Annotated in this window: 15 protein-coding genes; 11 read left to right on the top strand and 4 right to left on the bottom strand. The window is 71.8% G+C overall.

The genetic code is table 11. The annotated features are described in order from the left end of the window. The first annotated feature begins 201 nt into the window (after nucleotides 1-201). Entirely contained in the window at nucleotides 202-1,482 is a 1,281-nt protein-coding gene (locus OO52_RS15740) for a helix-turn-helix transcriptional regulator (RefSeq protein WP_030644502.1), read from the top strand. A 13-nt stretch (nucleotides 1,483-1,495) separates the two neighbouring features. Here OO52_RS15740 and OO52_RS15745 read toward each other — a convergent pair whose 3' ends face one another. Further along, on the bottom strand, nucleotides 1,496-2,269 hold the full coding sequence (locus OO52_RS15745; RefSeq protein ID WP_231408398.1) for a GNAT family N-acetyltransferase: 774 nt from the start codon (nucleotides 2,267-2,269) through the stop codon (nucleotides 1,496-1,498). Nucleotides 2,270-2,771: 502 nt separating this feature from the next. Here OO52_RS15745 and OO52_RS15750 point away from each other — a divergent pair. Further along, nucleotides 2,772-5,510, top strand: coding sequence for a helix-turn-helix transcriptional regulator (locus OO52_RS15750; RefSeq protein ID WP_030644507.1), 2,739 nt, complete (start codon nucleotides 2,772-2,774; stop codon nucleotides 5,508-5,510). A 48-nt stretch (nucleotides 5,511-5,558) separates the two neighbouring features. Here OO52_RS15750 and OO52_RS15755 read toward each other — a convergent pair whose 3' ends face one another. Then, nucleotides 5,559-6,035, bottom strand: a complete 477-nt coding sequence (locus OO52_RS15755; protein WP_196946713.1) for a hypothetical protein — start codon at nucleotides 6,033-6,035, stop codon at nucleotides 5,559-5,561. A 287-nt stretch (nucleotides 6,036-6,322) separates the two neighbouring features. Between OO52_RS15755 and OO52_RS15760 the strand changes: the two genes are divergently transcribed. Continuing rightward, nucleotides 6,323-6,712 carry a response regulator transcription factor gene (locus tag OO52_RS15760; protein WP_048910283.1) on the top strand — a complete coding sequence of 130 codons (390 nt, stop codon included), beginning with the start codon at nucleotides 6,323-6,325 and terminating at the stop codon, nucleotides 6,710-6,712. Here the strand turns inward: OO52_RS15760 and OO52_RS15765 are convergent. Beyond that, nucleotides 6,702-7,361: a response regulator transcription factor gene (locus OO52_RS15765; RefSeq protein ID WP_030644519.1), complete on the bottom strand. Its 660-nt coding sequence runs from the start codon at nucleotides 7,359-7,361 to the stop codon at nucleotides 6,702-6,704. The genes OO52_RS15760 and OO52_RS15765 overlap by 11 nt on opposite strands. Nucleotides 7,362-7,712: 351 nt before the next feature. Between OO52_RS15765 and OO52_RS15770 the strand changes: the two genes are divergently transcribed. From OO52_RS15770 to OO52_RS15805, 8 genes are all read left to right on the top strand, one after another. Beyond that, nucleotides 7,713-8,450, top strand: coding sequence for an SDR family oxidoreductase (locus OO52_RS15770; RefSeq protein ID WP_030644521.1), 738 nt, complete (start codon nucleotides 7,713-7,715; stop codon nucleotides 8,448-8,450). 110 nt (nucleotides 8,451-8,560) lie between these two features. Continuing rightward, complete coding sequence (locus OO52_RS15775; protein ID WP_030644523.1) at nucleotides 8,561-9,460, top strand: SDR family oxidoreductase; 900 nt, start codon at nucleotides 8,561-8,563, stop codon at nucleotides 9,458-9,460. Between the two features lie 181 nt (nucleotides 9,461-9,641). Further along, entirely contained in the window at nucleotides 9,642-10,475 is an 834-nt protein-coding gene (locus OO52_RS15780; protein ID WP_030644525.1) for an alpha/beta fold hydrolase, read from the top strand. Then, nucleotides 10,472-11,173, top strand: coding sequence for a DUF1275 family protein (locus OO52_RS15785; RefSeq protein ID WP_030644527.1), 702 nt, complete (start codon nucleotides 10,472-10,474; stop codon nucleotides 11,171-11,173). Before OO52_RS15780 ends, OO52_RS15785 begins: the two co-directional genes overlap by 4 nt. 69 nt (nucleotides 11,174-11,242) lie before the next feature. After that, on the top strand, nucleotides 11,243-13,591 hold the full coding sequence (locus OO52_RS15790) for an FdhF/YdeP family oxidoreductase (protein WP_030644529.1): 2,349 nt from the start codon (nucleotides 11,243-11,245) through the stop codon (nucleotides 13,589-13,591). Between the two features lie 5 nt (nucleotides 13,592-13,596). After that, a complete protein-coding gene (locus OO52_RS15795; RefSeq protein WP_030644531.1) occupies nucleotides 13,597-15,021 on the top strand; it encodes a cytochrome ubiquinol oxidase subunit I in 1,425 nt (474 codons plus the stop codon). 1 nt (nucleotide 15,022) lies between these two features. Continuing rightward, nucleotides 15,023-16,030 carry a cytochrome d ubiquinol oxidase subunit II gene (locus tag OO52_RS15800; protein WP_030644532.1) on the top strand — a complete coding sequence of 336 codons (1,008 nt, stop codon included), beginning with the start codon at nucleotides 15,023-15,025 and terminating at the stop codon, nucleotides 16,028-16,030. A gap of 617 nt (nucleotides 16,031-16,647) precedes the next feature. Then, the gene (locus OO52_RS15805) at nucleotides 16,648-20,250 is read left to right on the top strand and encodes a S8 family serine peptidase (protein WP_234339541.1); all 3,603 of its coding nucleotides are present in this window, start codon (nucleotides 16,648-16,650) and stop codon (nucleotides 20,248-20,250) included. A gap of 105 nt (nucleotides 20,251-20,355) precedes the next feature. Here the strand turns inward: OO52_RS15805 and OO52_RS15810 are convergent, their stop codons facing one another. Further along, entirely contained in the window at nucleotides 20,356-21,258 is a 903-nt protein-coding gene (locus OO52_RS15810) for a TIGR03619 family F420-dependent LLM class oxidoreductase (RefSeq protein WP_030644534.1), read from the bottom strand. Nucleotides 21,259-21,317: the final 59 nt, after the last annotated feature.

Consider the following 21,317-nt stretch of genomic DNA (forward strand, 5'->3'; position numbering starts at 1 on the left):
CGGCCTCAGTGAAGGTGAGTGTGCTGCCTTACGGATGATGTGAGGTCGCGGAACAACCTTGACATCACTTCCTGCGTGATGTCCTGCCGATGCCGCGGGATTCTCCCCGCGAGCGGTGTCGGCCGCCCATACCTCCGCAGTCGGTGCGTTGCCGGGCAAGCCCGCCTTGATGCTCCCCGGCCCCTGGGGCAGACTTCGGGCGTGGAACAGCCCGGCGCGCAGCCCGAAACCCTGGTGGGGCGCCTCCCGGAGGCCGATTCCCTGCGGCAGTTCGTGCACCGCGCCCGGACGGACGGCGGCGCGCTGCTGGTGTCCGGCGATCCCGGTGTCGGGAAGACCGCGCTCCTGGACGCGACCGCCGAGACCGCCCGGTCGTCGGGGACGACGGTGCTGCGCGTGACCGGTACCGAGTTCGAGGCGGAGGTCAGCCACGCCGGACTCCACCAGGCCCTGCTCCCGCTGGTCGATCACCTCGCCGGACTGGGCGACGAGCAGGCCGCAGCGGTACGGGTGGCGCTGGGCTTCGAGACCGGTCCCGCGCCGGACCGGCTCCTGCTGTGCGGTGCCGTGACGATGCTGCTGCGCACGACGGCGGCCCGCACACCCTTGCTGCTGGTCCTCGACGACGTGCCCTGGCTCGACCGTGCCGGCGCGGTGGTCCTGAGCTTCGCCGCGCGCCGGCTCGCCGGCAGCAGGACCGGGCTGCTGGCCGCTTTCCGGACCGGTTCGCCGGGCTACTTCGACGTCTCCGGACTCCCGGAGCTGACGGTGCGGCCCCTGGACGACGAGGCTGCCGGCCACCTGCTGACCGAACGGTTCCCCGGTCTCGACCCGCAGACGCGGGTCCGCGTGCTGGACACCGCCCAGGGCAATCCGCTCGCCCTGCTCGAACTGCCCCAGGCCCTGGAGGAGACGCGCCGCGGCCCGACCCGGTCCCTCCCCCGAGTGCTGCCGCTCGGGCAGCGGCTGCAGCGGCTGTTCGCCTCCCGCGTGGCGGTCCTCGCGGCGGCCTGCGCGGCCGTCGTGGCCCCCGACGAGGCGGCGGCGAGGCTGTTCGAACAGGCCCTGACGCTGCCCACGGCCGACGCATGGCCCTTCGACACCGCCCGGATCCGGCTGCTGTACGGAGAACGGCTGCGCCGCTCCCGGGCGGCGACCGAGGCACGCGTCCAGCTCAGACTGGCGCACACGGCCTTCCAGAAGCTGGGGGCCGTTCCGTGGGCGGCCCGCGCGGAGCGGGAACTGAGGGCCGCGGGCGAGGCCACCCGGACCGCCGCGGACGCCCGCGGCGTGGCCACCCTGACCCCTCAGGAACTGGAGATCGCCCGGCTGGCGGCCTCGGGCCTGAGCAACAAGCAGATCGCCGAACGGCTGTACGTCTCGCCGCGCACCGTCAGCACTCACCTGTACCAGATCTTCCCGAAGCTGGGCATCACCAGGCGGGCGGCGCTGCGCGACGCCATCGGCGGCGACGAGGCCTAGCCAGGCGGGGGGCTCAGGCCGGTCCGGAGAAGAGGTGGTACTCGGCCACGGTCTCGAAACCGAGGCGCCGGTACAGCGGCTCGCCCATCGCGCTGGCCCCGAGCGCGGCGAGCCGCATCCCCCGTTCCCGCCCGGCTCGCAGCGCCGCACTGGTCAGCGCGCCGCCGATGCCGAGCCGGCGGTGGTCCTGGGCGACGTGGACGAGGAAGATGCCGGCCACTCCGTGCGCCATGATGACGACGGTCGTACCGACCACCCGGCCGTCCAGCACCGCGGCGAGACGCACGATGTCCGCGTTGTCGGGGCGTTTCTCCTCGGCGTTGACCACGTCGGCCTCCAGCCCCGGCGAGACGCCCATCGAGGCGCTGTAGGTGCGCACCAGCTCCGTCAGCCGGTCGTGGTCCCCGACCTCCTCGACCCGCAGGCCGGCGGGCGGTTCCCCGGTCTTCTCCACGCGGTCCAGGGTCCGGGCCATCAGCGGTACGGACCCCAGCGGCGCGGCCCCCAGTCCGGTGAGCACCCGGGGGGTGTCCGCCGGGCTGTCCGGACCGGCCCACCACCACCAGGGCACGCCCGCGAGCCGGGCCCGCGCGGACGCCATGGCCTCTTCGGCGGCGTCCAGCGACCGCAGCCGGACGACGCCGTTGAACTGCGGCTGGGCCAGACCGCTGCGGAACACCTCCGCCTCTTCCTCGGTCCGCTCCTCCAGGCCCCATCCCATGAGGTACTGCCGGAAGTTGGCGGTCACCCGGGCCAACGAGTCCGCCGCGGCCGAGAGGGATTCCATGCCCGTCGCCTCCATGACGTGCGGACGCCTCGATCCCCCTGGGCGGCCGGAACCGTTGGAAGGAAGCGGCCGGTGCCGGTGAAGGGGCGCGACGTCGATCGACCGGATACGTCGGCCCCTCGCCACTCTGCGGAGGGGCGGCGTGATCCGCGAGCCGGCCCGCGGTCCGCCCAGGGGGCCCGCGTCGGCACGGCGTTGCGGAGATCACCATACGCCGGTGGCGGATACACGTACAGCACGGGCGACGTCGGCGGCACCGGCCCCTTCGACCGCTGACCGGAAGGCCCTGAGGCGCAGACCACGACCGCCTCCCTCCATATCCCCCCTTGCGCCTGGGGAGGGGCCTTCGTGACCTCCGGTCCGCCCCAGGGCACGTGCTAACTTCTGGTGATCGGTGGGGGCGGTTCTCAGCCGCGAAGAGGCGGGCCGGGGTGAGGCGCCAGGCGCTCACCCGTTCGTGGGGGGTGCGGCCGGTCTGGTGGTGAGGGCATTGGACGGGGACATGCTGTACGGGCGTGAGGCCGAGCTGCGGCTGCTGTCGGACCTCGTCTCCCGCGGCTTCGAAGGATCGGGCGGTGCCCTGCTGCTTCGTGGAGAGGCCGGCATCGGGAAGACCGCGCTGCTGCGCGCCGCCCGGGAAGCCGCCGTCACGCGCGGCGGCCGTGCCCTGTCGGCGCTCGGCGTGCAGTCCGAGGCGTCCGTTCCCTTCGCCGGACTCCACCAGCTGCTCAATCCGGTCCTCCTCGATCACGCCTCGTCCCTGCTGCCCCGCCAACGGCAGGCACTGTTCGCCGCATTCGGCATGGCCGACGGCGTGGCCCCCGAGATGTTCTCCGTCGGACTCGCCTCGCTGGAGTTGATCAGCGGCCTGGCCGACGAGGCCCCTGTCGTCCTGCTGATCGACGACGCCCAGTGGATCGACAGGCCGAGCAGCGAGGTCCTCGCCTTCGTCGCCAGACGGCTCGAAGGGGAGCGGGTCGCCATGCTCATGGCCGTGCGCGAGGGCCACGACACCATGCTGAACGAAGCCGGTCTGGCCGAGATGCAGCTGACCAAGCTCGACGACGACGCGGCGGCCGCGCTGCTCCGGGAACGCGCGCCGCGACTCGCTGAATCCGTCCGCCAACGGCTCCTGGCAGTGGCCGCCGGCAACCCGCTGGCGCTGGTCGAACTGCCGGCCGCGCTGCCCGGGGACGGAAGCGTCCCGCGGACACTGCTGCCCTGGCTGCCCATCACCCGTCGCCTGGAGCGGTCCTTCCTCTCCCGTGCCTCGGAACTGCCCCGCCCGACCCGGACCGTGCTGCTGATCGCCGCCGCCGACGACGGAGGCGACCTCGCCGAGATCCTCCGGGCCGCGGAGATCCTGGCCGGCACGGCCCTCTCGGTGACCTCGCTGGAGCCGGCCGTCGACGCCGGGCTGATCGAGATACTGGGGCACGAGGTCCGCTTCCGGCACCCCCTGATCCGTTCCGCCGTCTACCACGCGGCCACCCCCTCCGGACGGCTGAGCGCGCACGCGGCACTGGCGAAGGCGCTGGCGGGACATCACGAACGCCGGGCTTGGCATCGTGCGGCGGCCACCCCCGGACCGGACGACGATGTGGCGCTCGACCTCGAACAAGCCGCCTTCAGGGCACTGACCCGGGGTGCTCCGCGCGCCGCGGCCGAGGCACTGTGGCAGGCGGCCCTGCGCAGCCGTCCGCAGACACACCGGGGCCGCCTGCTGCTGCGCTCGGCCGAGATCAACTTCGAGCTCGGCGAGGCCGTCACGGCACGCGGGCAGCTCGCCGAGGCGAAATCCGCCGAACTCGGCAGGGAGGAAAGGCTCCGCCTCACCCTGTGGACAGAGGCGCTCGACGAGGAGAGCTGGTTCAGCCCCGAGCGGGTACGGGCCTTCGCCGACGTGGCGGACCAGCTGGCCGGCGCCGACTCCGCCGGTGCCGCGCTCGCGCTCAAAGCACTGTGGCCCTTGTCCATCGGGTGCTGGTACGGCAACCCGACGGAGGAGACACGCGGCCTCGTCGTGAAGGCGGCACGGCGCCTGCAGCGGGACGACAGCGAACCGATGGCCCTGTCCATCGCCGCCTGCGCGGACCCGGTGGGCGAAGCGGCCTGGGTCATCGACAGGACGAGCCGGATCGCCCCGGGGGCCGTGGACGACCCCGCCGAGCAGCATGCGCTCGGTGCCTCCCTGACCGCGATCTGGGGGTTCGACCTGTCCTGGCCCTACCTGGGCGCGGCCGTCGACGGCCTGCGTCAGCAGGGCCGCCTCGGACTGCTGGGCGAGGCCCTCGCGTCCCAGGCGTGGGCGGCGATCCCCCTCGGCAAGCACCGGCTGGCGCGCGCCGCGGCGGACGAGTCGCGGCGACTGTCCCGTGACACCGGCCGGCCGCGCTGGGCGTACGTCGCCGACCTGGCTCTGGCCACCCTCGCCAGCGAGCGCGGCGAGTTCGACACCGCGAACGAACTCATCCGCACCACCGAGGCGGAACTGCTCTCGGTGGGCGCGCAGTCGATCCTCGGCTTCGCCCAGTTCGCCAGAGGGCGCCACGCCATGGTCAGCAAGCAGTACAACGACGCGTACGAGCAGCTGGCGCGGGTGCTGGACCCGGCCGACATCACCTACCACCCGTTCGTGGGCTACTGGGGCATCGCGGACCTCGTCGAGGCAGCGGTCCGCACCGGCCGCAAGGACGAGGCGGAACGCCATCACGCACGGCTCACCGCGCTGGCAGAGAAGACGACCGCTCCGTTCCTGGTGGCCATGGCCACCTGTACCCACCCCCTCGTCGTCGCCGACGACCAGGCGGAGCCGCTCTACCGGCGGGCCCTGGACAACCGGTTGCTGGCCAACTGGCCGCTGCACCGGGCACAGCTCCTGCTGGCCTACGGCCGCTGGCTGAGGCGCCGACGCCGCATCCTGGAGGCCCGTCGCCCGCTGCGGGCGGCCGTGGAGAGCTTCGACGCGCTGGGGGTCACCGCGTTCGGCGAGGACGCGCGGGCCGAACTTCGCGCGGCGGGTGAAGCCGTCGGCCGGCCGACACCGTCCACCGCGGACAGCCTCACCCCGCAGGAACTGCAGATCGCCAGAATGGCGGCGACCGGAATGACCAATCGCGAGATCGGCACCCGCCTGTTCATCTCCCACCGGACCGTGGGCCAGCACCTTCGCCAGATCTTCCCGAAGCTCGGCATCACCTCTCGCGGTCAGCTGCACCTGGCCGATCTCGGCGGCGAATAGGGGGAACGCGGGTGCGGCCCGGTGCGGATACCGGGCCGCGGGACGGCGTCATCGAACGTCCACGCGGGCGCCTGGCGTACCGCCCGCGGACGCCTTCGCGCCGCACACGTCGGCCAGGGGCGGTACGCCGCTCAGGACGCTCCGGGCGCCGTCCCGCTGGATCGTCCAGGCCGAGCAGACCGTACGGTCGCCCCGCTCACCGCGCAGGACCAGGTACCGGAGGTCCTGGTAGGACTCCGCCGTCAGGCGCAGGCCGGCGACCGGCCGGACGAAGAGCCGGGTGAAGTACTGGCTCGCGTACCGGGGGCCGACGCTGTCGGGTTCGAACAGCCGCTGGAAGGCGGCGGTGTCCCGGTCCCGGACGGCCGCCGTCGCGGCGGTCGCCAGCGCGCCGGTGCTCCCCGCCCCCCGGTCGGCCGGGGCCCCGCCGCCTTCTTCGTGGATGAAGTAGCAGACGACCGCCAGCCACAGGGCCACCAGGGCACAGACCACCCACAGCAAGGAGATTCTCGGAATTCGCAGCATGCTCGCATCTGCCGTCCGGAGGGGAAGGGAGTACGTCCGTCCACCAGGATGGCCGCCGCTCGCCCGCGCCGCGATGGAGCCGTCCCCACCGGCCCCGCCCCGCGGAGGTGGGGAGACCCCAAGGCCGGGATCGGGACCGCCGACGGTGACACCGGCTCGCTGTGCCCGGTGCTCCGCCCCGGGCGCCACGGACCGCGCATGTGCGGAAATCCCCCGTGCCGCGCCGAGCGGTAACGTGGGGCTGCCCCTATGGTTCATCACTCGGAGCACGAGGCATTCTGGTGAGCATGTCCGTCAACATCGTGGTCGTGGACGACGACCCAGGATTCCGCCGCATCGCGAGGCTGCTGCTGACGGCGCGCGGTCTGCACGTCGTCGCGGAGTCGGAGGACGGCGCGTCGGCTCTGGCGGCGGTGCGTGCCCACCGCCCGGACGGACTGCTGCTCGACCTGCATCTTCCCGACCATGACGGCGTGGCCGTCGCGCGCATGCTGCGCGAGGAGGACCGGCCGCCCCGGGTCGTGCTCACCTCCACCGAGCAGTCGTTCTGGTCCGCGGAGGAACTGGAGCAGGCGGGAATCGAGTCCTTCATCGCCAAGGACCGGTTGTTCGACGCCGATCTCCGGGGCATCTTCCGCCCACCGCCCGAGACCGGGGCCGAGAGCCCTACTGTTTGAGGTAGCGCAGGACGGCCAGCACCCGGCGATGCCGGCTGGATGTGGCCTGGTTGAGACCGAGCTTCATGAAGATCCCCGTCACGTGACGTTCGACCGCGGGGACGGTCACGAACAGCTGGCTCGCGATGCCGGTGTTGGAGTGTCCCTCGGCCATCAGCGCCAGTACCTCCCGTTCCTTCGGCGTCAGCGCGGCCAGCGGGTCCTGCGTGCGTTTCCGGCCGACCAGCGTGGCGATGACGTCGGGGTCGAGGGCCGACCCCCCGGCGACGACCCGCTCGACGGCGTCGGTGAGGACCTGGGGGCTCGCGACCTTTTCCTTGAGGAGATAACCCACGCCTCGCGCGTCGTCGCCGACCAGGTCCAGCGCGTAGGAAGCGTCGAGGAACTGCGAGAGCACGATGACAGCCGTCTCCGGCTGCGCGGTACGGATCTCCTGAGCGGCCTGGAGGCCGTCCGCGTTCAGGTTCGGCGGCATCTGGATGTCGGTGATCACGACGTCGGGGCGTTGTTCCCTGGCGACGCGGACCAGCTCCACCGCGTTGTCCATGGCCGCGACGACGGTGATGCCGGCACTGCGCAGGATGTGGGCGATGCCCTCCCGAACGATGGCCTGGTCTTCTCCGAGCACTGCTCGCAGAGGTTCACTCATGAACTGCATCCTAGTCCGTCGTTCAGTGGTGGGACATTGGAGTACATGTCGAAGGTTATGTCCGCCATATGACATAACCTTAAGTCGTCAAGTGGGGTAACCCCCACGTCATGTCAGGGCAAGCCACATGCCGACAGTCAAGCCTGCTCGATGGTGAGTCCTGTGCCGCGGCGGAAAGACTGGCTAGGTGCCGAGGGCCCAAGAGCCGGCCGCTCGGCGCTGTTATCGATGCTCACGGAAAAGTGTTGCCATCATTCCGATCCGCTGTTATCGTCGATAACGCAACGGCGACATCGCCGATGTAGTCCGTGGGATCGGACACGCTGCCACACATACGAAGGACTGGTCACCATGACGGAAACGAACACCCGCGTCGCGCTGGTCACGGGCGGTACCGGAGGCATCGGCCGGGCCGTGGTCGACCGCCTGGCCAAGGACGGCTTCGCCCTCGCGGTGCACTACGCCGGCAACAAGGCCAAGGCCGACGAGGCCGTGGAGGCCGTCAAGGCCCGCGGCGGCAAGGCGATCGCGGTGGGCGGGGACGTCGCCGACGAGGTCGCCATGGCCGCGGCCTTCGACGCCGTCGAGGCGGAGTTCGGCGGCATCGACGTAGTGGTCAACACCGCGGGCATCATGCTCCTGTCGCCGATCGCCACGCTGAACCTGGACGACCTGGACCGCATGCACCGCACCAACATCCGCGGCACGTTCGTCGTCTCCCAGCAGGCGGCCCGGCGCCTGCGCCGCGGCGGTGCCCTGATCAACGTCTCGTCGTCGCTCACCCGGCTCCAGTTCCCCACCTACGGCGCCTACGCCGCGAGCAAGGGAGCGGTCGAGGCGATGACCCTGGTGCTCGCCCGTGAACTGCGCGGCAAGGACATCACCGTCAACGCGGTCTCCCCCGGCCCCACCGCCACCCCCCTGTTCCTCGAGGGCAAGGACCAGGCGGCGCTCGACAACCTCTCCAAGGCCGCCCCACTGGAGCGGCTGGGCACCCCCGAGGACATCGCCGAGCCCATCGCCTTCCTCGCCGGCCCGGCGCGTTGGATCAACGGCCAGACCCTCTACGCCAACGGCGGCATCGCCTGAGCCCGCGGCTCCACCCCGCTCGGCCCTCCGCCGGGCCCGCCCCCTGACTCTCCCCCCACGCTCGCCCCTCCGCCCCCCGACAGCCCACTTCCGTGGTCAAGGAGACTGCCATGAGCAACATCGTCGTCATCACCGGCGCGTCCAGCGGTTTCGGCGCCCTGACCGCCCGCGCCCTCGCCGACACGGGGAACACCGTCTACGCCGGCATGCGCGAGACCACCGGCCGCAACGCGCCCCAGGTGCGGGCCGCCGCAGACTACGCCAAGGAGCACGGCGTGGACCTGCGCGCCGTCGAGATGGACGTCAACTCCCAGGAATCCGTCGACGCCGCCGTCAAGCAGGTGATCGAGGAGCACGGCCGCATCGATGTCCTGGTCCACAACGCCGGTCACATGGTCACCGGCCCGTCCGAGGCCTTCACGCCGGAGCAGCTTGACCAGCTCTTCGACATCAACGTGCTGTCCACCCAGCGCGTCAACCGCGCCGTCCTGCCGCACCTGCGCAAGGCCGGCCGCGGGCTGGTCGTCTGGGTCTCCAGCTCCAGCGTCAAGGGCGGGACCCCGCCCTACCTCGGCCCCTACTTCGCCGCCAAGGCGGCGATGGACTCCCTGGCGGTCACCTACGCCGGCGAGCTGGCCCGCTGGGGCGTGGAGACCTCGATCGTGGTCCCCGGCTCCTTCACCAGCGGCACCAACCACTTCGCCCACTCCGGTCACCCGGCCGACCAGGCCGTCGAGGCGGAGTACGAGACCAAGTACGCGGGGCTGATGGAGCAGGTCTCCCAGAAGCTCGCCGCCCTCGCCCCCGAGGGTGCGGAGGCCTCACTGGTCTCCGACGAGATCGCCCGCATCGTGGCCCTGCCCGAGGGCCACCGGCCCTACCGTGTGCACATCGACCCGGCGAACGACGGCTCCGAAGAGGTCTCCGAGGTCGCCGACCGCATCCGCCGGGAGTTCCTGGCCCGGATCGACCTGACGGACCTGCTGACCGTGCACCCGGCCGACGCGTGACCACCTCGGCCTGACAGGGCCGGGGCCGACCCACTGGGTCGGCCCCGGCCCTGTGACGTGCGACGGCCGACCCCATGAGGCGGATCCCTCCCGTTGCGGACCCTCGCACGTTCATGTGATGCGGGGCCGCTGAACGGCTGGGAGGCTGAGCCCCAGGACTCGACGATGGGGAGTGGTTGCGATGCCGTTCGTGACGGTGGGGCGGGAGAACAGCGGTGCGATCGAGCTGTACTACGAGGACCACGGAAACGGCCGGCCGGTGGTGCTGATCCACGGATATCCGCTCAACGGGCACTCCTGGGAGAAGCAGGAGCGGGTGCTGCTGGAGGCGGGGTACCGGGTGATCACGTACGACCGGCGGGGGTTCGGCCGGTCGAGTCAGCCGACGGTGGGGTACGACTACGACACGTTCGCGGCGGACCTGAAGGTGCTGCTGGAGCACCTGGACCTGCGGGACGTCGTCCTCGTCGGGTTCTCGATGGGGACGGGTGAGGTCACCCGGTACCTGGGCCGGTACGGGTCGGAGCGGGTGGCGAAGGCGGCGCTGCTGGGCGCGATCCCGCCGTTCCTGCTGAAGACCGACGACAATCCCGAGGGCGTGGACGCGTCGGTGTTCGAGGGGATCAAGGCGGCCGTGCTGAAGGACCGGCCCGCGTACTTCAAGGACTTCCTCGACAATTTCTACAACGTCGACATGTACGCCGGCACGCGGATCAGCGACCAGGCGTGGCAGAACAGCTTCAACGTCGCGGTGGCGGCGTCGGCGTGGGCGGCCTACGCGTGCGTCGACACCTGGCTCACGGACTTCCGTGAAGACCTGCCGAAGATCGACGTGCCGACGCTGCTGGTGCACGGGGACGCGGACCGGATCCTGCCGTACCAGAACACCGCCAAGCGGCTGCCCGGCCTGATCGACGACCTCACCTTCGTGACGGTCGAGGGCGGCCCGCACAACATCGCCTGGACCCATCCCGATGAAGTCAACGCCGCCCTGCTGGAGTTCCTCGCCAAGTGACCGCGGCAACACCCGCCCAACCCCCGTGGCCCGGGCGGAGCGGCGCCACCCGGCACCTGCTGACCCTCGCGGCCGGGGCGGCGAACGCCTTCGGGTTCCTCGCCCTCGGCGGCGTCTTCACCAGCGTCGTCACGGCGAACTCCGCCCTCCTCGGCCTGCACCTGGGCAACGCCCACCTGGCCGCCGCCCGCCTCGTCGCCGTAGCCCTGCTCGGCTACGTCGCCGGGGCGGCGGCCGGCGGCCTGGTGGCGGCCGGCCGGGGACGGCTCCGCGGCGCGGGCATCCGGGGCGGCCTGCTCCTGGAGGCCCTGCTGCTGTGGCTGGTGGTCAGCGGCTGGCTGGGCTGGCACATGGCACCGCACGGCGCGGCCCGCACCCTGCTGCTGTTCCTCACGGCCGTCGCCATGGGCTGCCAGAACGGCAGCGTCCGGGTCACCGCCGGCGGCGAGATCACCACCGCCTACCTGACGGGCCTGCTCACCTCGACCGTCACGGCGTTCGCCACCCGGGGACGCCTCCAGGCCCGCAGCGTCGGCATCGTGGCCTCGCTGATCGCCGGGGCGGCCGCCGACGGCGCCGCCTACCGCTGGCTGCGCCCCGGAGCCCCGCTGGTGCCCGCCGTGCTCGTCACCGCGGCGCTGGCGGCGACCTGGCTGCGCGCGCCGGCCCGCCCGGCCGCCGTCCCGCTCCGGCTCTGAGCCGTCCCAGCCCCCGTCTCCGACCCCTCCGACGCACCACGGCCCGTTTCGACAGAGAGAGCGCACGACATGACCGCATCCGATGTTGACCCGACGCCGAACCCGCAGGACGGCCCCGTCGGCCGCTCGGCCACCGGCGGCGACGGACCGGCCGACGACAAGCGGCCGGCCCACCGCTCCTACCACCACCCGGCGGCCGGCTGGGGCGCCGCCAAGAGCGTCGGCCGGGTGCTGATCAAGGAACGGGCGCTGTTCGAGGGGCCGCGGGCCATCTTCAAGATGAACCACGAGAACGGCGGCTTCGACTGTCCGGGCTGCGCCTGGCCCGACGACACCAAGGGCCTCAAGCTCGACATCTGCGAGAACGGCATCAAGCACGTCACCTGGGAGATGACCGCCAAGCGGGTCGGCGCCGACTTCTTCGCCCGGCACACCGTCTCCGAGCTGTCAGAGTGGTCCGACTTCGCCCTGGAGGACCAGGGCCGGCTGACCGAGCCCCTCGTCTACGACGAGACGAGCGACCGGTACGTCCCCATCACCTGGCAGGACGCCTTCGCCCTCGTCGGCCGTGAACTGCGAGCCCTGGACAGCCCCGACGAGGCCGCCTTCTACACCTCGGGCCGGCTGAGCAACGAGGCGACCTTCCTCTACCAGCTCATGGCCCGCGAGTTCGGCACCAACAACCTGCCCGACTGCTCCAACATGTGCCACGAGGCCTCCGGCCGGGCCCTGACGGCGGCCCTCGGCACCGGCAAGGGAACCGCCGACCTCAAGGACTGGGAGACCGCCGACGCCCTGTTCGTCATGGGCGTCAACGCCGCCTCCAACGCCCCCCGCATGCTCACCGCGCTCGCCGAGGCCTACCGCCGGGGCGCGCAGATCGTCCATGTGAACCCGCTGGTCGAGGCGGCGGCGACCAGCACGATCGTGCCGCACGAGTTCACGGACATGGCCCTGTTCAAGGCCACCCGCACCAGCACCCTCAACCTCCAGGTCCGCGCGGGCGGCGACATGGCCCTGCTGCGCGGCATCGCCAAGGCGGTCCTGGAGGAGAGCCGCGCCGACCCCAAGGCGCTCGACAAGGAGTTCATCGAACGCCACACGCACGGCTTCGAGGCCTACCGCGAGCTGTGCGAGGCCACCCCCTGGGAGGAACTGGAGGAGCAGTCCGGCCTCACCCGCGCCGACATCCTCGAGGCCGCCGGGATCTACTCCCGCTCCGACCGCACCCTGATCAGCTGGTGCCTCGGCCTCACCCAGCACGAGCACGGCGTCGACACCGTCCGCGAGATCGTCAACGTCCTGCTGCTGCGCGGCAACCTCGGCCGGGAGGGCGCCGGCCCCTCGCCGGTGCGCGGGCACAGCAACGTCCAGGGCAACCGCACCTGCGGCATCGACCACCGGCCCCGGCCCGAGTTCCTGGACCGGCTCGCCGACGTCTGCGCCATCGACCCGCCCCGCGAGCACGGCATGGACACGGTCGACACCATCGAGGCCATGAACCAGGGTCGGGTGAAGGTCTTCGTCGGCATGGGCGGCAACTTCGTCCTCGCCGCGCCGGACACCGCGTACACGTCCCAGGGGCTGCGGAACTGCGCACTCACCGTGCACGTCAGCACCAAGCTCAACCGCAGCCACCTCGTGCACGGCAGGAAGGCGCTGATCCTGCCCTGCCTCGGCCGCACCGAGAAGGACCACCAGCGGCGCGGCCCGCAGTCCGTCTCCGTGGAGGACTCCATGAGCATGGTGCACCTGTCGGTCGGCATGAAGAAGCCCGCCTCCCCGCACCTGCTGTCCGAGCCGGCCATCATCGCCGGCATGGCGCGGGCCACCCTCCCGGAGAGCACCACGCCCTGGGAGTCGTACGTCGAGGACTACGACCGCATCCGCGACACCATGGCGAAGGTCCTGGACGGCTTCGAGGACTTCAACCGCAGGGTGCGGCTGCCGCTCGGCTTCCGCATCAAGCAGCCCGCCCGGGAACTGGTCTTCCTCACCCCGTCCGGCCGCGCCGAGTTCTCCGCCGCGCCGCTGCCCGAGGCGCCGCCGCGGGACGACGTGCTCATCCTGCAGACCATGCGCAGCCACGACCAGTGGAACACCACGATCTACTCGGACAACGACCGCTACCGCGGCATCAGCAACCTGCGCACCCTCATCCTCATGAACGGCGACGACATGCGCGCCCGCGGGATCAAGCCCGACAGCCTCGTCGACATCACCGCCACCGCCCGTGACGGCAGTACGCGGCACCTGGAGCGGTACACGGCGATCGAGTACAGCATGCCCAGGGGCTGCGCCGCCGGGTACATGCCGGAGATGAACGTCCTGGTCGCCGCGAGCGACTACAGCGAGCAGAGCAACCAGCCCCTGATGAAGAACATCAGGGTGCGGGTCGCGCCCAGCGCCGGGGACTGACGGTCATGACGACAGCCGGCGCGCTCGCCCACCTGCCCGCCCTGGCCGCCGCGGACCCCGCGCAGCTGCTGCCCGCCCGGGAGCAGATGGCCTTCACCCTCGGGTTCCACATCATCCTCGTGCCGTTCGGCGTCGCCCTGACCACCCTCATGCTGGTCGCGCACTGGCGAGGGCTGCGCAAGGGCGACGCCGAGGCGCTGCTGCTCGCCCGCCGCTGGTCGAAGGTGGCCGCCGTGCTGTTCGCGGTCGGCGCCATCACCGGGACCGTCCTCTCCTTCGAACTGGGCATCCTCTGGCCACGTTTGATGGGCGACTACGGCTCCGCCTTCGGCTTCCCCTTCGCGATCGAGGGCCTGTTCTTCTTCCTCGAGGCCATCTTCGTGGCCCTCTACATCTACGGCTGGGACCGGATGCCGCCCTGGGCGCACTTCTGGACCGGGGTGCCCGTCTCCCTGGCCGGCGTCGGCGGGACCGCCTCGGTCGTCGCCGCCAACGCCTGGATGAACCAGCCAGGCGGCATCACCGTCGAGCACGGCAAGGTGGTCGCGGTCCGGCCCGTCGAAGTGTTCTTCAACGACGCCTTCTGGCTGGAGTTCTGGCACATGCTGATCGCGGCGTACATCGTCGCCGGCTTCGTCGTGGCCGGCGTCTACGCGGTGGGCATGCTGCGCGGCCGGCGCGACCGCTACCACCGGGTCGGCTTCCTCACCGGATTCGTCACCGCGGCCTGCGCGCTGCCGGTGCAGATCATCGTCGGCGACACCATCGCCCGGCAGGTCTTCGACGACGAACCGGCGAAGTTCGCGGCCCTCGAACTGCTGCCCGACACCGGCTCCCACGTCCCCGAGACCCTGGGCGGCGTACTGATCGACGGCAAGGTGCGCTACGGCATCAAGATCCCTGACATGGCGTCCCTGCTGGCCGGCTTCAAGCCCTCGACCACCATCAAGGGACTGGAGGCCGTCCCGGCAAACGTCCGGCCGACCGACGCGCAGGCGAACGTCGTCCACTGGGCGTTCGACATCATGGTCGGCACGTCGTTCCTCATGCTCGCCGTCGCCCTCTGGTTCGCCTGGCTGTGGTGGCGCCGCCGGCACACGCTCGCGACCGACCGCTGGTTCCTGCGGGCCGCCGCCGCGTGCGGGGCCGTGGCGATCCTCTGCCTGGAGAGCGGCTGGGTGGTCACCGAGGTCGGCCGCCAGCCCTGGATCGTCGTCGGCCATCTGCTGACCCGGGACGCGGTGGCCACCCGGGGCGACCTGTGGCCCTTCTTCGGCGCCGTCCTCCTGCTCTACCTGGCCGTCGGCGCCACCGCCCTGTGGGTGCTGCGGTCCATGACGCGGCGCTGGCGACAGCAGGGCGACGAGAGCGTGTCCGTGCCCTACGGTCCCGAACGCCCCGCCGGGACCACCACGGGAAAGGCGTCCTGACATGGCGGACCTGGTCGCGGTGTTCCTCTTCATCGGGGTGATCGCCTACTGCGTCCTGGGCGGCGCCGACTTCGGGGCGGGGTTCTGGGACCTGATCGCGGGCGGGGCCGGCCGTGGCCGGGAACCCCGCCACCTGATCGACGACTCCCTCGCCCCCGTCTGGGAGGCGAACCACACCTGGCTGATCTACTGCCTGGTCATGCTGTGGAGCGGCTTCCCCCCGGCGTTCGCCGCGCTGACCTCCACGCTCTACCTCCCGCTGGGGATCGCCGCGCTCGGCATCGTGCTGCGCGGAGCGGGCTTCGCCTTCCGCAAAGCCTCGATCCGCACGCCCGAACAGCGCGTGTACGGCGCCGCGTTCGCGTTCTCCTCCGTGCTGACGCCCTACTGCTTCGGCTCGATCGCCGGCGCCCTGGCCTCCGGGCGCGTGCCCACCCGGGGCGACGGGGACCCCGTCACGAGCTGGCTGAACCCGACCAGTGCCCTCGGCGGCGTGCTCGCCGTGCTGGCCTGCGCCTACCTGGCGGCCACCTACCTGACGGTGGCCGCCCGGCGGCACGGGGACCCGCGCCTGTCCCGGTACTTCCGCGACCGTGCCCTCGCGGCGGGCGTCGTCACCGGCGCCGTCAGCATCGCGGGGATCTTCGTCCTGCGGGCGGACGCCCCCCGCCTGTTCCACCAGCTCAGCCACCGCGCCCTGCCGCTCGCCCTGCTCGCGGTGCTCTGCGGCCTGCTGGGCCTGGCCCTGCTGCGCGCCGAGCGGACCCGGGGTCTGCGTGCGACAGCGGCGGCGGCCGTCGCGCTGATCGTCAGCGGCTGGGGCGTCTCCCAGTACCCCTACCTCCTCGGCACCCACCTGCCGGTCGAGGACGCGGCGGCACCGCACGCCACCCTCGCCGTGCTCGTCGGCGTCGCCTGCGCCGCGGGCATCCTCATCCTGCCGTCCCTGGTCCTGCTGTTCCGGGTCATGGGACGCGTCGACGTCGCGGACCCGGCCTCGCACGACTGACGAGTCGGCGCGTGAGGGTGGATGGGTCGCGCTGTCCTGTTCGCGCGCCGTTCTTCCGGTGTCGAGGAGCCGGTCTCGCCTGCGGCGTTCGCGGTGGGCGAGGGCGTGCTCGACGGTGATGCGATCGGTTTTCCGCTTCTTCTTGCCCGGGACGCGGAGACATGTATGCCGTACGGCTCCGGCAACCTCTTCGCCCAGCGGTGCCCTCGGGCGACGTCGTCTGAGTGCGCCGCGAGAGCGGATGACCCGTCGGCCAGGGACCAACTCGCGCGCCTCAGTGCCGAGTTGGAGGAAGGTGTTCGTCCAGGGAGTCGCGCATCATACGGCCAAGTACCGGCGTTTCCAAGTCCTTTACATGCCTCCTCAAAGGTGGTCGGATCTGATCGATCACCGATCATGGAGGACATGTGAACGTCCGTTTCTCCCGGGTACGCACAACATCGGCGGCTGCCCTTCTGGTGGCCGCCCTGGGCGTTCCGGCAGCGGCCCACGGTGCCGAGTCCCCGCCCCCACCCCGTGTTTCCCCGTCCGCACTCGGCGGTTCCCGCAGCGCCACGCTCGCGGTGACGTTGATCACCGGCGACAAGGTGACGGTCACTCGAGGGCCGGGACACACCGTGTCGGTCGAGACGGTCGAGCGTCCGCCGGGAGCCGCCGGATCAATCCGTGTCGCCGTGGAGGACGGTGACACGTATGTGTACCCGGACGAGGCCATGGCCTACATCGCGACCGGCAGGCTCGACCGGCAGCTCTTCAACGTCACACAGTTGGTGGCCCAGGGCTACGACGACGCCCACACCAGCGTCCTCCCCCTGATCATGACTCACCCGCAGGGCACGTCCGCTGCCAAGGAAACCGAGCTGCCGGGTGCGAGGACCACGCGGGAGCTTCCGTCCATCGGCGCCCGGGCCGTGCGCGCGCAGCGCTCGAAGGCCGCCGCCCTCTGGTCGGCTCTCACCGGCACCGCGGGCCGGAACGCCTCGCCGTCGACGGCACGGGCCGGCGGTGGCCCGGACGCCGCCGCACCCTCGCTCGCCGCCGGCGTCGGCAAGGTGTGGCTCGACGGCAAGGCGCGGTCGGCCCTGGCCGATACGACGGCGCAGATCGGCGCTCCCGAGGCATGGGCCGCTGGGGGCACCGGTGCGGGCGTGCGAGTCGCCGTGCTGGACTCCGGGGTCGACACCACCCATCCCGACCTCGCCCCCCGCATCGTGGGGTCCCGGAGTTTCATCGCGGGTGAGGACGTCATCGACCGGGTCGGCCACGGCACGCACACCGCCTCCACCGTCGCCGGGACCGGCGCCGCCTCCGGCGGAAAGGAACGAGGGGTCGCTCCCGGTGCCGATCTGCTGGTCGGCAAGGTCCTCGACGACACCGGCACCGGTCAGACGTCGGGGATCATCGCGGGCATGGAGTGGGCGGCACGGACCGAACACGCCAAGGTGATCAACATGAGCCTGGGCACGCCGGTGTACCACACCCAGGACGATCCCCTGAGCCAGGCGGTCAACCAGCTCAGCGCCGAGACGGGTGCCCTCTTCGTCATCGCGGCGGGCAACTCCGGGAACGGCCCCTACAGCGTGAGCGCGCCGGGAACCGCGGACGCCGCCCTCACCGTGGGCGCGGTGGACACCTCCGACCGCCTCGCCGACTTCTCCAGCACCGGACCGCGGCTGAACGACGACGCCCTCAAGCCCGACATGACCGCTCCCGGCGTGGACGTGCTGGCCGCGCGCTCGCAGTACTCGCAAGGGGGCGACGGCTACTACGTCTCCGAGAGCGGTACCTCGATGGCGGCGCCTCATGTCGCCGGGGCCGCGGTCCTGCTGGCCCAGAAGCATCCGCGGTGGACGGGTCAGGAGATCAAGGACGCGCTGATGAGCACCAGCGCGCCGACCCCCGCCTACAGTCCGTACCAGGCCGGAGCCGGACGCCTGGACGTCGCCGCCGCCTACCTCCGTGACCAGGTCATCGCCAGCGGGTCCGTGGACGCCGGACTCGTTCGCTGGTCGGCGGACGGCGAGCGCGAGCCGGTCACGCGGCGGATCACCTACCGCAACACCACGGACCGCCCCATCACGCTGCGGCTCTCGACCGACCGCGGCACTTCGCCCGCCGGGGTGTTCACCCTGGCGGCCTCCCAGGTCACGGTTCCGGCGCGGGGCACCTCCACGGTCGGCCTCGTCGCGGACCCGGCGGGACTGGCGCCGGGCCAGTACGCCGCGCAGGTCACCGCGCGTTCCGGGGACGGTGCCGTCCACACGGCCGTGGGCATGTCCGTCGAGTCCGAGAAACATGCACTGACGATCCATCTGAAGGACCGGTTCGGCAAGCCCGTCAGCAACGACGTGGAGATCACCGGGGCGGACGGCAGGACCACCGTCATGTGGGTACCGGACGGAACGCTCACCGCCCGCTTGGCCCCCGGCTCGTACACGGTCGTGTCCACACTGGACGTGACGGGCGGCCACGGCCCCCACTCCCTCGGGTACGCGGTGCTGACCGCTCCCGAACTCGTCCTGACGGGCGACCGGGAGCTCGTGCTCGACGCGTCGCGCGTACGCCGGGTCAAGGTGGACACGCCCAAGCCCGCGTCCGTCACCACCAGCAGGATCGACCTCTTCCGCTCCTTCACCTCCGGCGAGCCGACGCCCAGCGACGGGCACGCCCTGCACGAGGTCCTCATGCCCTCGGCCGCCTACGACAGCCTGTGGGCCCTTCCCACCAAGGGCACTGTGAAGAAGGGCAGTTTCGTCTTCACCACCCGGATCCGGGCCGAGCAGACACCCCTGAAGATCACGTACGGCGGGCACAGCCTCGACGAAACCCTGCTGGTGCAGCCGGGGAGCCACCCGTTTCCGGACGGCACCACACACGTCGACGCCGTCTTCGCCGGCACCGGCACGCCCGACGAGTACACCGGCCTGGACGTCCGCGGGAAGGCCGTGGTCGTCCGCGGCGGCGCCGGGGCAGCCCCCGCGGACCAGGCAGCCGCAGCGCACGCCGCGGGTGCGGCGATGCTCCTGGTGGTCAACGACGGCGACGGCCGCGGGATCGACTGGTACGGCGAGCCGGACGGCAGGACGACCGGGCGGATCCCCGTCACCTCGGTCACCCAGGACGCGGGCGGTGAACTGATCAGGAGGACCGAGGACGCCGGGAAGAGCCGGGTGAGGCTGGCGGTCGTCGCCCACCCCTCGCCGGAGTACCTGTACGACCTGGCCGACTACCACCGGGGAGGGGTGCCCGACGACCCGTCCGCGGCGACGGATCCCGGCAGCCTCGCGCGCATCGAGAACGACTTCGCCCCGCCCGCCGGCAAGCAGGTCACGGAGAGCCGGGAGGACAGTCCGCCGTACGAATACTGGCCGGCCGCCTACCCCTACGCCGGGTTCGGGATGACGCGCGTGCCCCGGTTCCCGCGCGAGCCGGTCGCCCCGGGACACCGCACCGACTGGGTGTCCGCCGGACACGGCGTCAAGTGGCAGCAGTACGCGGACATCGCCGGCTGGTCGACCTTCACCGACGTGGTGGGCTACCGGCCGGGCAGCGTGCGGAACGAACGCTGGTTCGGTCCCGTCACACGGCCCCGGATGGTCGGCTTCGAGGTCCCGCACCGGGTCGGGAACGCCCTGGGCGGCATGCTCGCGGGCTTCGGCGACGGCGGATCCGCCCACAGCGGTGACTCGAACCTGATGTCGCGCAGCTTCTCGCTCTACCAGGGAGACACCCTGCTGATGCGGAACGGAGCACGGCCCGACTTCGGAGTGGGTGATCTGGCCCCGGAGAAACTGCCGTACCGACTCGTCGCCGACACGGAGGCGGACACCGATCTCCTTCCGTACTCCAGGACCACGCACACCGAGTGGACCTTCCTCTCCGGCAGCGCGGACGATCAGGTCATTCCGTTGGTCCAGCTCGACTACGGAACGGACGTGGACCTCGCGGGGCGGGCCAAGCGCACCTCGCTGTTCTCCGTCAGGCCCGTCGTCGTCGGCAGCGACGCCGCCAAGGACGCGGTCTCCTCGGTCCGACTCGAGGTGTCCTACGACGACGGGGCGTCCTGGCGGCGGCAGGAACTGAAGCGGAACAAGGATGCCTGGCAGACGCTGCTGCACGCCCCGTCCCGGGCCGGCTACGTGTCCTTCCGCGTCACCGCCGAGCAGCGCGACGGCGGCGGCGTCACCCAGACCATCACACGGGCCTTCGGCCTGCGATGACCTAGGCCAGGCGGCAGGTGTCCCACTTCTCACGAGGCGTGGGACACCGGACCGGCGGCGAGGCCGCTGCACTGCTCGGGCTCCGGAAGGGGCCCGAGCCGTGGGTTACTCGGCGGGCAGCAGCGTGAGCAGCTCGCGCGCGTACGCGAGGGACTCCTCCACCGTGTCCACCTCGTACATGGTGTCCACCATGTAGTGCTCGATGCCCGTCCGGTCGTGCACGGAACGGATCGCGTCCGCCACCGCCCGCGCACCCGTGCCCGTGGAGACGTTGACCCGCAGCACGGTGTCGATGTCCCCCGGCTCCCGGCCGGCGGCACGCGCCCACGTGTCGAGCTGCGCCCGCTGGGCGGTCAGGCCGTCGGTGTCCATGTACTCCGGCACCACGCACAGCGGCAGCCACCCGTCCGCGCGCCGTGCGACCCGGCGCAGCGCCCGCTCGGAGAGGGCGCCCAGATACACCGGGGGACGCGGCAGCCGGGCGGGTTTGAGCGGGGCGTGGTGCCGGGGCACCGACAGCAGGGTCCCGGAGTACTCGGCGGGGTCCTCGGTCCACACGGCGTCGAGCGCGTCGAGCAGTTCGTCCAGCAGGGCCCCGCGCCGGCCGAAGTCCCGCCCCGCGGCCTCGTACTCCTCCGGCGACCAGCCGATGCCGAACCCGGGCAGCAGCCGGCCGCCGCTGATCAGGTCGATGGTGGTCAGCGCCCGCGCCAGCTGCACGGGCGGATACAGGGGTGCGATGAGCACATGTGAACCGAGCAGCACCCGTTCGGTCGCGGCGGCGGCCACCCCGAGGAGTACGAAGGGGTCGGCGGCCGGGTTGAGCTCCGGCGGAATGGTGGTGCCCTGCCCGCCGTAGCCGACGCTGGGCCGCACCGCCGCCAGATTGCGGTCGCCGACCCAGAGGCTCGCGGCACCGGCCCGTTCCACCTCCCGCGCGAATTCCGCGACCCGGGCGACCTCGAACGCCTGACGGTGGAACTGGGGGAGTGCGAATCCGATGCGCATGACTGCCTTCGCGGGGTGGGGGTGCTGGGTGGGCCCACCCTACACATGTCCGCTGAGGC

The organism is Streptomyces flaveolus (genome assembly GCF_000716535.1).
GTDB classification, from domain to species: domain Bacteria; phylum Actinomycetota; class Actinomycetes; order Streptomycetales; family Streptomycetaceae; genus Streptomyces; species Streptomyces flaveolus_A.